Origin of the sequence: Actinomadura monticuli, from assembly GCF_041463655.1 — a bacterium.
Taxonomy (GTDB): Bacteria; Actinomycetota; Actinomycetes; order Streptosporangiales; family Streptosporangiaceae; genus Spirillospora; species Spirillospora monticuli.
This window is the reverse complement of record NZ_JAXCEI010000032.1, coordinates 1-12,635: the sequence shown is the minus strand read 5'-3', so window position 1 is coordinate 12,635 and position 12,635 is coordinate 1. Positions and strand designations below refer to the sequence as shown.

At 71.1% G+C, this 12,635-nt stretch carries 10 protein-coding genes and 1 tRNA gene; 2 read left to right on the top strand and 9 right to left on the bottom strand.

From position 1 onward, the window contains the following. Positions 1 to 10 precede the first annotated feature (10 nt). Positions 11 to 2,083 (bottom strand): dTMP kinase, encoded by a 2,073-nt coding sequence (tmk, locus tag SM611_RS36850; protein WP_371955046.1) that lies wholly within the window; start codon positions 2,081 to 2,083, stop codon positions 11 to 13. Between the two features lie 28 nt (positions 2,084 to 2,111). Beyond that, the gene (gene topA / locus SM611_RS36845; protein ID WP_371955045.1) at positions 2,112 to 4,793 is read right to left on the bottom strand and encodes a type I DNA topoisomerase; all 2,682 of its coding nucleotides are present in this window, start codon (positions 4,791 to 4,793) and stop codon (positions 2,112 to 2,114) included. A 238-nt stretch (positions 4,794 to 5,031) separates the two neighbouring features. On the opposite strand from topA, the gene SM611_RS36840 reads away from it, so the two are divergent. Then, complete coding sequence (locus SM611_RS36840; protein WP_021596264.1) at positions 5,032 to 5,217, top strand: DUF5703 family protein; 186 nt, start codon at positions 5,032 to 5,034, stop codon at positions 5,215 to 5,217. 112 nt (positions 5,218 to 5,329) lie between these two features. On the opposite strand, the gene SM611_RS36835 is transcribed toward SM611_RS36840, so the two are convergent. From SM611_RS36835 to SM611_RS36825, 3 genes are all read right to left on the bottom strand, one after another. Next, positions 5,330 to 6,151, bottom strand: coding sequence for a hypothetical protein (locus SM611_RS36835; protein ID WP_371955044.1), 822 nt, complete (start codon positions 6,149 to 6,151; stop codon positions 5,330 to 5,332). Positions 6,152 to 6,297: 146 nt separating this feature from the next. Then, a complete protein-coding gene (locus SM611_RS36830) occupies positions 6,298 to 6,966 on the bottom strand; it encodes a hypothetical protein (protein ID WP_371955043.1) in 669 nt (222 codons plus the stop codon). Positions 6,967 to 7,045: 79 nt separating this feature from the next. Next, positions 7,046 to 8,365: a M20/M25/M40 family metallo-hydrolase gene (locus SM611_RS36825; protein ID WP_371955042.1), complete on the bottom strand. Its 1,320-nt coding sequence runs from the start codon at positions 8,363 to 8,365 to the stop codon at positions 7,046 to 7,048. A gap of 109 nt (positions 8,366 to 8,474) precedes the next feature. On the opposite strand from SM611_RS36825, the gene SM611_RS36820 reads away from it, so the two are divergent. Beyond that, a tRNA-Leu gene (locus SM611_RS36820) sits at positions 8,475 to 8,560 on the top strand. Here SM611_RS36820 and SM611_RS36815 read toward each other — a convergent pair. The 4 genes from SM611_RS36815 to SM611_RS36800 form a co-directional block, all read right to left on the bottom strand. Beyond that, positions 8,525 to 10,243: a recombinase family protein gene (locus tag SM611_RS36815; protein WP_371955041.1), complete on the bottom strand. Its 1,719-nt coding sequence runs from the start codon at positions 10,241 to 10,243 to the stop codon at positions 8,525 to 8,527. The genes SM611_RS36820 and SM611_RS36815 overlap by 36 nt on opposite strands. Further along, positions 10,240 to 10,401 carry a hypothetical protein gene (locus SM611_RS36810; RefSeq protein ID WP_371955040.1) on the bottom strand — a complete coding sequence of 54 codons (162 nt, stop codon included), beginning with the start codon at positions 10,399 to 10,401 and terminating at the stop codon, positions 10,240 to 10,242. The genes SM611_RS36815 and SM611_RS36810 overlap by 4 nt, the downstream gene beginning before the upstream one ends. Positions 10,402 to 10,567: 166 nt before the next feature. Further along, positions 10,568 to 11,455, bottom strand: a complete 888-nt coding sequence (locus SM611_RS36805) for a TRM11 family SAM-dependent methyltransferase (RefSeq protein WP_371955039.1) — start codon at positions 11,453 to 11,455, stop codon at positions 10,568 to 10,570. Continuing rightward, on the bottom strand, positions 11,452 to 12,357 hold the full coding sequence (locus tag SM611_RS36800; protein WP_371955038.1) for a TRM11 family methyltransferase: 906 nt from the start codon (positions 12,355 to 12,357) through the stop codon (positions 11,452 to 11,454). Before SM611_RS36800 ends, SM611_RS36805 begins: the two co-directional genes overlap by 4 nt. Between the last annotated feature and the right edge of the window lie 278 nt (positions 12,358 to 12,635).

Sequence of the window (12,635 nt, the reverse complement as noted above, 5' to 3'; positions counted from 1 at the left end):
CGGTGCGGGGTCAGAAGTCGCGGATGGCCGGGAAGGTGCTCGTGGCGTCCTCCGTGCCCGCCGGGACGGGGTCGGGAAGGATCTCGCGGATGCGGTACTGGATCTCCCGGCTCAGCTCCCCCTGCGGCCGGCCGGCGTCCAGGACCAGGTACCGGTCGGGGTCGGCCTCGGCGAGGGCGCGGAACCCGGCGCGGACGCGCTCGTGGAACTCCTGCGGCTCGGACTCGATGCGGTCGGCCGGGGCGGGCAGCCGCCGCAGGCCCGCCTGCGGCGGGATCTCCAGCAGGACGGTCAGGTCCGGGACGAGCCCGCCGGTCGCCCAGGCGTTGACGCGGGCGATGTCCTCGACCCGCTGCTGCCGCCCGAACCCCTGGTAGGCGAGGGACGAGTCGACGTACCGGTCGCTGACGACGATGGCGCCGCGCTCCATCGCCGGCCTGATCACGTTGGCGACGTGGTCGGCGCGGTCGGCCGCGTACAGCAGCGTCTCGGCGCGGTCGGACAGGCCCGTCGTGTCGCGGTCGAGCAGCATCGCGCGCAGCCGCATGCCGATCTTGGTGGCGCCGGGCTCCTGCGTGGTGACCACGTCGTAGCCGTGGTCGCGGAGCCAGATCGCGGCGAGCCGCGCCTGGGTGGTCTTGCCCGCGCCCTCGCCGCCCTCGAACGCGATGAACACGCCGCGCTCCCGGCGGGCCGGCTGCGGCGCGGCGGAGGGGGGCGCCGGCGGCGCGTAGACCTCACCGCGCAGGGCGGCGCGCAGGTCGGGGACGAGCGGGATGCCGCGCCGGTCGTCCACCCGCCGGTAGGCCAGCAGCCCGGACAGCAGCGCGACGGCGGCCGCGACCAGCAGCCCGGCGCTGGAGCCCTCGAAGTCGTAGACGCCGCCGGCGAGCTCGATCCGGTGCGAGCCGAGCGCCCCGGCGATCAGCGGGACGGCGACGGACGCGACCACCGCGGCGACGACCGCGATGGCCCGCAGGTACGCGGTGGGCCGGGCGTCCTCCGGCGCCTCGGGGTCGGTCACCGCGGCCTTGGCCGTCGACCAGGACGCACCGGCGAACACCCCGAGGAACGCCGTCATGAACACGACGACGACGAGGTTCTGGACGAGGGCGAGCACGGCCAGCGCGAGCGCGGCGGCGACGACGGCGAGGCCGAGGAGCCGGCGGCGGCTGAACGGGACGAGGGCGCGCGGCCCGAGGAACACGCCGAAGCCGAGCCCGAACGCCAGCCCGGCGAGGACGGTGCCGTAGCCCGCGTCCCCGCCGCCCAGCGCGCCCGCGTGGACGCGGGCGACGGCGACGACCGCGGCCGCCGCGAGGGACGCGCCGGCGATCGCGAGGCCGACACCGCGCGCGGCGGCCGTCCCCGGGCCCTGGAAGAGCACCTTCGGCGGGACGGGAACGGGCGCCGTCTCCATGACCGGGATCTCCCGGATCATGGCGACGGCGGCGGTCGAGACGAGGAAGATCCCGGCCGTCGCGTAGAGGGCGAGGTCGGCGCGCGAGTCACGGCCGAGCGTCCCGTCCGCGACGAGGGCGAGGACGGCGAACAGCACGGCCGCGAACGGCGCCGGGCCGTACACCGCGCGGGTCGCGGCGCGGGCGGCCCGCGGCGCCTCGTCCGGCAGCAGGGCCGCGAGCGACGCGCGCGCCGACGCCGCCCACAGCAGGCTCAGGAAGGAGACGAGGAACGCGGCGGCCAGCGTCCACGCGAGCAGGCCCACGAGCGGCACCGTCACGACGATCACCAGCCGCAGCACATCGGCGATCATCAGCATGAGGCGGCGGTCGACGCGGACCGCGAGCGCGCCCGCGACCGGCGCGAGCAGCAGCGCGGGCAGCAGCATCAGCACCAGCGTGCCGCCGACCGCCTGCACCCGCATCGCGGCTTCCTCGTCGCGGGTCAGCAGCGCGGCCATGGCGGTCAGCGCCGGGACGCCGAGCCATTGCGCGAGGCCGCCGAGCGCCAGCGCCGTCCGGAGCCGCCGGAACGACCCGCCCGACGAAAACGATGAAGCTGACGAAACGCCCGGCGGCGGTGATGCGGCGGGGTGCGGCCGGGGTGCGCCCGTTCTGGTCATGTCGGTCAGGGTATCGGCGTGGATGTCCCTAGGAGCCGGACTTTGCGGAGGTTCGGCGCCGGGTCGTCGTCTTCTTCTTGCCACCGCCCGCGGCCACCTTCTCCCGGCGCTCCGCGAGCAGCTCCGCGGCCCGCTGGATCGTGATCGACTCGACCTCGTCGCCCTTGCGCAGGCTCGCGTTCGTCTCGCCGTCGGTGACGTACGGGCCGAACCGGCCCTCCTTCACCACCACCGGCTTCTCACTCGCCGGGTCCTTGCCCAGCTCGCGCAGCGGCGCGGCGGCCGCGGCCCGGCGGCCGCGCTGCTTCGGCTGGGCGAACAGCTCCTTCGCCTGCTCCAGCGTGACGGTGAACAGCTCCTCTTCCGACCCGAGCGAGCGGCTGTCGGTGCCCCGCTTGATGTAGGGACCGAACCGCCCGTTCTGCGCGGTCACGGGCTCGCCGTCCAGGTCGCCCAGCGTGCGCGGCAGCGACAGCAGCTTCAGCGCGTCGTCCAGCGTGATCGTGTCGAGCGACATCGACTTGAACAGCGAACCGGTGCGCGGCTTGGGGGCGTCCGCCTTCTTCGTCCGCTTCTTCCCCTCGGGCGGCGGGGCCGCCTCCGGCAGGATCTCCGTGACGTACGGGCCGAACCGCCCCGACTTCGCCACGATCGTGTGCCCGGTCGCCGGGTCCGTGCCGAGCTCCCGGTCGCCGGACGGCTGCGCGAACAGCTCCTCCGCCTTCTCCGCGGTCAGCTCGTCCGGCGCGATGTCGTCCGGGATGTTGACCCGCTCGCCGTCCCGGTCGAGGTACGAGCCGTACCGCCCGACCCGCACCATGATGTCGGTGCCCTTGATCGGGAACGAGCTGATCCCCTTGGCGTCGATGTCGCCGATGTCGCCGACCAGCTCCCGCAGGCCCTCCTCACCGCTGTCCCCGTAGTAGAACCGGTTCAGCCACGGGACGCGCTCGGCGTCGCCGCGCGCGATCTCGTCGAGACCGTCCTCCATGTGGGCGGTGAAGTCGTAGTCGACCAGGTTGCCGAAGTGCTGCTCCAGCAGGTTGGTCACGGCGAACGCCAGGAACGACGGGACGAGCGCCGTGCCCTTCTTGAACACGTACTCGCGCGCCAGGATCGTCCCGATGATCGAGGCGTACGTCGACGGCCGCCCGATCTCCCGCTCCTCCAGCTCCTTCACCAGGCTGGCCTCGGTGTAGCGGGCCGGCGGGCGGGTCGAGTGGCCCTCCGCGTCCACCGCGTTCGCGGCCAGCGCGTCGCCCTCCGCCAGGTTCGGCAGCCGCCGCTCCTGGTCGTCCCGGTCCGTGGACGGGTCATCGGCGCTCTCCACGTACGCCTTCAGGAACCCGTGGAACGTGATCGTCTTACCGGTCGCGCCGAACTCGGCCCGCTCGTCCCGCGTCGACAGCCCGGTCACCCGGATCGACACCGACTGGCCCGCCGCGTCCTTCATCTGGGACGCGATCGTCCGCTTCCAGATCAGCTCGTACAGCCGGAACTGGTCGCCCTTCAACCCGGTCTCCGCCGGCGTCCGGAACGAGTCGCCCGCCGGGCGGATCGCCTCGTGCGCCTCCTGCGCGTTCTTGACCTTGGACGCGTAGACGCGCGGCTTGTCCGGCACGTACTCACCGCCGAACAGCGACGCCGCCTGCCGGCGCGCCGCCGTGATCGCCGTCTCCGACAGCGTGATCGAGTCGGTTCGCATGTAGGTGATGAAGCCGTTCTCGTACAGCTTCTGGGCCACCGACATCGTGTACTTCGCGGAGAAGCTCAGCTTGCGGCTGGCCTCCTGCTGGAGGGTCGTCGTCCGAAACGGGGGGTACGGCTTCCGCGTGTACGGCTTGCGCTCGACGGACTTGACCTCGTACGGCCGGTCGCGGAGCCGCTCGGCCAGCGCCCGCGCGGCGGGCTCGTCCAGGTGCAGCGCGTCCCTGGTCTTCAGGGTGCCGTCGGACGCGAAGTCGCGGCCCTGCGCGACGCGCTTGCCGTCCACGGAGACGAGCCCGGCCTTGAAGACCTTGGGCTCCTCCTCCTTGCCGGTGTCGAACTGGGCCGCGATGTCCCAGTAGTGGGCGGGGACGAACGCGATGCGCTCCCGCTCCCGCTCCACGACCAGCCGGGTCGCGACCGACTGCACCCGGCCCGCCGACAGCTTCGGCATGACCTTCTTCCACAGGACGGGGCTGACCTCGTACCCGTAGAGGCGGTCCAGGACGCGGCGCGTCTCCTGCGCGTTCACCAGCGGCATGTTCAGCTCGCGCGGATTCGCGGCGGCGCGCTGGATCGCGTCCTTGGTGATCTCGTTGAAGACCATGCGGTGCACGGGCACCTTCGGCTTCAGGACCTCCTGGAGGTGCCAGGCGATCGCCTCGCCCTCCCGGTCCTCGTCCGTCGCGAGGTAGAGCTCGTCGGCCTCCGCGAGCAGCTTCTTCAGCTTCTGGACCTGCTGGCGCTTGTCGGAGTTGACCACGTAGAGCGGCTCGAACTCGCGCTCCACGTTCACCCCGAGCTTCGCCCACGGCTCGCCCTTGTACTTGGCCGGCACCTCCGAGGCGCTCCCCGGGAGGTCCCGGATGTGGCCGATACTGGACTCCACGATGTAGCCACGGCCCAGGTACCCCGCGATCGTCTTCGCCTTCGCGGGCGATTCGACGATCACCAGGCGCGTACCCGCGCCGTTTCCCTTCGCGGTGCCGTTGTTGGCTGGCACAGTCGCTCCAACCTCACTGTCTTGGTCTCTGCACAGGCTCTTTCTTACCGGCTTCGTACAACGTCGCAGGACGGCGCGTTCATGCCCGCGCGCTCCTCGACCATCGTGCCGCCCCTTCAGGGGACGGGAATCTCACCGCCCCGCGCCCCCGACAGGATGACATGCCACCGGACACCGCGCGGACCGGCCCGCCACGGTACGGTGCCGGACGCACGGTAGACCAGTAATAATGGTCGCAATGGCGGAGTACACCTACCTCGTCCTGTCACTGCCGCGCGGCACGACGCGTGATACCGCCCGGCAGATCCTGACCGAGCACGCTGAGCGCGGCGGCTGGGAAATCGATCGGTTGCGCCTCTACCCGGACGGCCGCCGCCGTATTCAACTTCGCCGCAAGGTCATCCGCGCGGTCCGCACGTTCTGACCGCTCCCGGGCGGAGCGTAGCACCCCGTTGACGTAACGTTGCCCGAAGACATGGCTTCGCCCGCCCCGGACCGCGCCTCCGGGACGGGCGAAGATCTGTGGCGACGGCGCCCTAGCGGCGTCCGCCCAGCCGAACCCGCCGCGCCAGCGCCAGCGCCCCGGCCACGACACCGAGCACGCCGCTCGCGGCGAACGCCCACAGGGACCCGTCCTCGTCCGCGACGGCCTCCGTCGCCGCGACGTTCCGCACCGGCCCCATCTCCCCGGTAACCGGAACGACCGGCCGCACCGCCCCGCCGGGCAGATCTCCCGCCCCAGGCACCGCGCCCTGCCCGACCCCGTGGACGCTCGACGGACCACCGGCCGTCAGCCCACCCTGCGCCACCTTGGCCGCGTTGTTCACCAGCACCCCCTGCGTGGACGGCAGGACGTTCCGCGTTCGCTGACGGCCCGTGGAGGGAAGGGCCAGCAGCCTGGGCAGGCCGGCCGCCTGGGACATATCGGTCACCGGGGACACACCGTCCACCTTGGGCAGCGCGTTGTCCCCCAGGACGCCGTCCGTGCCGGAGGAGCCGCCCTCAGCACGCCGGTTGTCCGTCCGAACCACGTCACCCACCTCGGGCAGGGCGTTCCTCGCAACGACACCGTCCGTAGTCGGCAGGCCGTTCCGCGTGCGGTGGCTGTTCGTGGACGGCAGGGCCGGCAGCCTGGGCAGGCCGGCGGGCTGCGCCACGTCGGCCGGCTGCGCGCCCGCGCCGAAGTCGGGGGCCTTCGCGCCGTCCCGGGACGTGGCGGTGCCGGCGCCGAGGAGGGCGGCGCCGTTGCCGCCCGTGACGTCGGCGTAGGCGTTGGACGGGACGGCGGTGACGCCGAGGGCGATAATGCCCGCGGCGAGAACCGCCGCGCGAGATGTGCCTTTTGCCCGCGTTCGCATGTTGCTCCGTTCGGGGGGAGATGGTGGAGACACACGTATCCCGTGGGTCTCATGGGGGGTGACATGCCGTGCCCGGGGGGCACGGCAGAGACCGGACCGGCGCGCCCGAGCCGCACGGGCACGCGTCCGGAGCCTGTGATCAGGGACTAGTCGGGCGCGAAGGACCGCTCGTCCGCGGCGGTGCGGACGGCCGGGGGAAGCGCGCCGCAAGCGCGCGCGATCGACGCGCACGGCGAGGCGGGAGCCCAGGTCAGGGCGGTCGGGAACCCGGCGACGGCGCCGTTGGCGACGAGACCGCCGGCGGCCGAGTGCTCGCCGTGCCGCTCAGGTGCGGGCGGCGACGGGTGCCGGACGGCGTGCCGCGCCCCTTGCCCAAGGGACGGGCGCGTCCGGGGAATCTTGGAAACGCCGGGCACGGCGCCGCCATTGGGCTGCTTGCGCGCCTCAGGCGCGGGGGCCTCCGCGGTTTCGGAAACCGCCGCCGGTCGATGCGCCGCGGGTGCGTCCCACACGGGCGTCGACACCTGTTGCGCCACCTGTCGCGGCGCTTTCTCCACCACCGAGCGGACGACCCGGCGCACCGGCTCGCCGCGCTCGTGGACGGCCGTGACCGTCTCTCCCAGCACAGGGGTTTTGGCGACGACGGCCATCGGCGGCGGGATCTCGTCGGCATGCGCGGACTGCGCCGCGCACCCGAGGAGCCAGCCGGCGATCAGCAGCCCGCCGAGGACGAGCAGCCGCTGGACGGCCCGCCCGGCGGCGACGCGGCGCAGCCGGACGGAGACCGCCCACGCCCGCACCGCGTCCCCCGCCACCGCACACCCTCCGTTGCGACCAGACCGCCCTCAACGAAAGGTAACGGTACCACCACGGAGCGCATACGCGACGGCAAAATCAGCAGCGGTCGATGAATGTGTCGAGGACCCTGGCGCCGAATCGGAGTCCGTCCACCGGAACGCGCTCGTCCACTCCATGGAACATTCCGGAAAAGTCCAACTCTGGGGGCAATCTCAGGGGCGCGAAGCCGAAGCAGCGCATTCCCAGCCGGGCGAACGACTTGGCGTCCGTCCCGCCGCTCAGGCAGTACGGCACCGGCAGCGCGCCCGGATCCTCCGAGGTCAGCGCCGCCTCCATCGCCGCGACGAGCGCCCCCTCGTAGTCGGTCTCGACCGCTTGGTCATGGTGGACGAAATCCCGCTGGACGTCCGGACCGAGAAGTTCGTCCACGACCGTGAAGAACTCCGCCTCATGTCCGGGAAGAAACCGTCCATCCACCTGGGCGGTGGCACTCTGCGGAATCACATTCGTCTTGTATCCGGCGTCCAGCCGCGTCGGATTAAGCGTATTGCGAAGCGTCGCCCCGATCATCCGCGCCAGCGGCCCGATCTCGTCGAGGCACTCCTCCGGATTCTCCGGATCGAACTCCACGCCGTACGCCATGCACGCCCGCTCCAGGAACGCCCGCACCGACTTCGTCAGCCGCACCGGGAACTCATGCGACCCCAGCCGCGCGACCGCCCCCGCCACGGCCGTGACCGCATTGTCCGGATGCACCATCGACCCGTGCCCGGCCGTCCCCCTGGCGGTCAGGTTCATCCACGCGATGCCCTTCTCCGCCGTCTCGATCAGGTACATCCGCCGGTCGCCGGGCACCGTCAAGCTGAACCCGCCGACCTCCCCCACGGCCTCGGTGCACCCCTCGAACAACTCCGGATGCTCCCGGACCAGCCACTGCGCGCCCCACGTCCCCCCGGCCTCCTCATCGGCCAGGAACGCGAGCACGACGTCCCGCGGCGGCTTCCGCCCCTCCCGGAGCCGCTGCCGCGCCACCGCGAGGATCATCGCGTCCATGTCCTTCATGTCCACGGCCCCGCGGCCCCAGACGCACCCGTCCGCGATCTCTCCGCCGAACGGATCCCGCGTCCAGTCCTCCTTGCGCGCCGGCACGACGTCGAGGTGCCCGTGCAGCAGCAGCGCGTCCCGCCCCGGATCCTCCCCCTCGATCCGCGCCACCAGACTGGCCCGTCCCGGATGCGACTCGAAGATCCGCGTCTCCAGCCCGACCTCGTCGAGCCGCTCCGCGACGTACTCCGCGGCCGCCCGCTCCCCCGGCCCCGAATGATCGCCCGGGTTGCTGGTGTCGATCCGGATCAGCTCCTGGCAGAGCCGGACGACCTCGTCCTCGGCTGTCGGCTGCCCAACCACAGTGATCACCTCCTGTCCTCACGTTGCGTCCCATGGTGCCCCGGCGATCGACTTCGCCGCGACTCGTCTCCTTTGGTACAGTGAAGCCCGCCGCAGCCGCGCTGCGGCCTGCGACCAGGTCCGGGTGGCGGAATAGGCAGACGCGCTAGCTTGAGGTGCTAGTGCCCTTCACGGGGCATGGGGGTTCAAGTCCCCCCTCGGACACAAACCATTAGTCCATGTGGAAGTCGGGACCACCCTGGCTTCCACAAGTTTTTTCTCGGGGTAGTAGGTCATCTTGAGCCCGAGCTTCGTGTAGAGATCCGCCTTGTCGTCGGGGCAGGCGTGGACGACCGCGCGGGCGAGTTCGCCGGTCTGGTGCAGCAGTTCTGCCAGCCCGTCGCTGGAGACCGCCTGGTCTGCTGGGGTTGCGTTCAGTTCGCTCTTCAGCCGGGCGCGTTCCTGCTCGGTCTCGTTGATCCAGGCCGCGACCTGCACGGCGTCGGCGCCCGCGTTGAGGGCGGCGCGGTACTGGTTGAGGCGCTGGTCGCAGGTGGCGAGTTGCTTGCGGAGCTGGGTGACGGCAGTGTTCTCCGTGCCGTTGGCCTGTGCGGTCATCGCCTCGATCGTGGTCTTGATGCGGGTCGGTGAGAATGCCGTGACGAGCCAGGTGTCGATGTCCTCGATGATCTCGGCCTCGCGCAGGTAGACGACCTTGGGGTGGACGACCTTGTTGGCGAGCGCGTACTCGGCCGGGAACCGGCACCGGTAGTACGCCTGAGCGTTGTTCCAGGTGCCCTGCATCTTCCGTTCGCAGTATCCGCAGTGCAGGCACCCTCGGAACGCGTAGGGGTGCCGGGTCCGATGCGGCTTGTGCGTCGCAGGGCCGCGTCCGCGTGAGGCCAGGATGGCCTGGGCCCGTTCGAAGTCCTCGACCGACACGAGCGCTTCGTGGGCCTGCTGCTCGGACCAGACCCACTGGTCACGGTCGTTCCAGCGCAGCTTGGTGGTGTGGCCGAGCGCGACATCCTCGATGTCGAGCAGGACCTCGTCCTTGCGCTGCTTGTTCCAGACCTGGCGGCCGGTGTAGCGCGGGTTGGTGATGATGACTCGCACGGCCGACTTCGACCAGGCCACCTGGATCCGGTGCTGGTTGCGGGTCGGGTCGGCCGCCGACGGGGACGGGACGCCCTCGCGGGTGAGTTCCTCGGCAATGTCGAAGATGCCTCGCCCGCCGATGAACTGCGCGAAGATCCACTTCACCACCAACGAGTAGGCCGGATGCGGGATCAGGCGCCGAAGGCGCTTGCCGTCTGCGGCCTTGGCTGGGTTCGGATGCGGTCCGGCGTCGATCAGCTCGTACCCGTAGGGCGGGCGTCCACCGAGGTAGCGGCCCTCGGTCGCGGTGATCGCGGCCATGGCCGACCGGACTCGGATCTTGATCCGGTTGCGCTCGCCCTTGGACAGACCGCCGAAGACGCCCATGATCATGTCGTGGGCTTCGTTGGCCGGGTCGATCGCGCCGCCGACCTCGGGCACCCATAGCGGCACCCTGAAGTGCTCGAACAGCGGGAACGTGAGCGAGTACTGGTTGCCGTAGAAGGCCCGGTGCGGCTCTCCCACGACGACCGCGCCGAAGTCACGGACAGGGTTCTTGAGCGCCTCGATCAGCGCGGAGGCTTGCGGACGGCGGGCCCATGGGATCGAGCGGGACTTGTCGACGTCGAAGTACTCGGCGACGATCGTTCCGCCCTTGGGCTCGACGAGGCCCGTCGCGCGGCGGAGCTGCCAGGCGCGTGATGCGGCTGGATCCTGGTTGTCCTCGGTCGAGACCCGCCCGTAGAAGGCGAACCTCAACCCCTGCTGCGGGACGGCCGCCTGCGGCAGCGGCACATTCGACACCGTCATTCGTTGTCCTCCTGTTTGTGCTCGTATTTCGACCCCGGCCTGAAGCGTGCCGCGAGCAGCATCCGCAGCAGGACGCGAGCTGCGTCCGGCGTTAGCTGTGGTGGCTCGTCCGGCACGGAGACCCGGATGTGTCGTTTGGTCTTGTTCGGGGCGCTCATGGAGTGACCGCCCCGCCCGTCCCGGTGGCGTTGTCGAACCGGAATCGGCTAGCCGATCCAGCCGGACCTCGTTGGGCAAGGTCAAGCCCCGTCAAGTCGCCGGGGATGTAGGGCGAACAGGCGCGCAGCGAGCAATCGGCCTGCCTGCCGAAACGACGATGAGCGTTCACTGACCGCCTCCGGCACGCAGTTCCTGGGCTGGTTGGAACAGCAGGAGATCCTCGTGGGCCGTCGCCATGGCTGGGATGCCGTGTTCGCGGAGGCGGCGGGATTCGATCATCTGGAAGAACGATGCGCGGGTGACGATCTGCCCGTCGCGCAGGCCGCACAGCAGGGCGGCGAACCGGTCGGCCAGAACCAGGCCGTTGTCTTCGGCGACGTCGATTACCTGGCCCGGCAGGTCGACCAGTTCGCCGGCCACGCGGAAGGGGCGGACGGTGACGGCAATGACTCCGCCGGGGTGGAGCAGGGCCGCACAGCCGGCGAGGATCTCCCCGAACCCGGCGACGAGTTCGGCGGTAGGGCGGTGGGCGAGGTTGCGGCGGTCGGTGGAGTAGCGGTTGTGGGATTTGTCGATCTTTCCGCCGCCGTTGTCTCGGCCGGTGCATACCTGCCCGTGGGTGGTCGCACCGTAGGGCGGGGAGGTCAGCACGAGTGCGGCGGTGCCGGCCTGCGTGGCGAGCGCGGTGGCGATGTTGCGGGCGTCGCCGTGGACGACATGTCCGCTGCCGATGGCACCTTGGGAGCGGGCGTGGCAGAGGTTGCCGGCGGCCATCTGCGCGAAGTGCGCCTCGTACTCCATCCCGATGGCGTGGCGTCCTTGGTGGACGGCTTCGACGAGAGTCGTGCCGATGCCGCACATGGGGTCGATGACCAGGTCGTTGGGCTCGGTGTACGCCGCGATGACGTGGGCGGCGATCGCGGGAAGCATCTTGGCCGGGTGCGTCATCGACTCGGGCGTATAGCGGCCCTTGCGCTGGAGGCGTGAGGGCTGCTGCCCGGTGAGCAGCACGGACGTGAGCCCGCAGGTCTCGGTGCGGGAACTGGTGTTCATCGGTCACCTTCCTGGCCGCTGTTGCCCGGTCGCGTGAGGATGCAGACGTCGGCGTGCACACGGGCCGCCGGTGGCAGCGCCCGGGAGCGGATGTCGCGGAGCTGTCCCAGGCTGGCGGGGGCGGCTTGGATGAGCAGGGTGTCGCCCTCGACGGGGACCCGGACGGCGATGATGTGCTGGCTGTAGCGGAACCCGGCTTTGCGGGCCTCGCGGATGATCGCCGGCGCGGGATCGATAAGGCGGCCCTCGTGGTGCCTGGCCGTGGTCACGATGGCGAGGTGACCTCCGGGCCTCAGTACCCGATAGGCCGATGGCAAGAACGACTGGACGCGGAATGCGCTGTCGGTCAAGACGTCCGACAAGCACGCCGGGCACGCTCCCCGAGCCCGCGCCGCCCTCGGCTCGGCAGAGCACGCGCCGACCGTGGGCGGTGCCGCGATGACCAGTGCGACCTGTCCGGACTGGTCGGCCAAACCCAGGTGCATCTGGTCGGCGCGGCAGGGCCGCATCGCGACGCGTCCGAGGTGCTCGTGCGGCAGGTAGGCGCGTAGCTGCGCGCCGATGTGCTGGGCGAGCGGGAAGTGCGGCACGCAGGCGACGGCCCGCCGGTCGAGTTCGGCGGCTGCGCACAGGGTGGCGGAGTTGGTGGTGAACGGCTCGGCGATGACGTCGCCTTCGCCGGTGGCGGTGGTGATGAGGTGACGCGCGAGCCCGGAGCTGACGGTGCCCAGGTGCCGTTCGCAGATGCGGGTGCGTGGTGCGCGGTGGGCGGGGCCTTGGCAGGGCTGCGCGTCGTGGGCGGGCTGGTCGGTGGTGTCGTCCGGGCAGAGCCAGACGCTGAGCGGCAGGAGCTGCCGCGCGCTGCTGGCCGGTGTCGGGTTCTGCTTGTTGGTGCTGGTCATGTTGGGTGACCCGTGATGGTCGCCCGGTCCCCTGTGTCACCAAGTAAATGGACGGCGGCCCACCCGATTTTGGACACGGGCGGCCCAGATTTCTGATCCGCGTTCCTCTCGCCGCCGTGATGACCTTTCGGACATGCGTAGAGGGACCCGCCCGGCCAGGGCTGAATGCGTTCTCAGATGTTGAGACCGAGTGCGATGAGTGGGTGGGTGAAGTCGTCGCGTGCCCAGCGGGTGGCTTCGGCGATGTTGGTGAAGCCGAGCAGGCGTAGTGCGCCGAT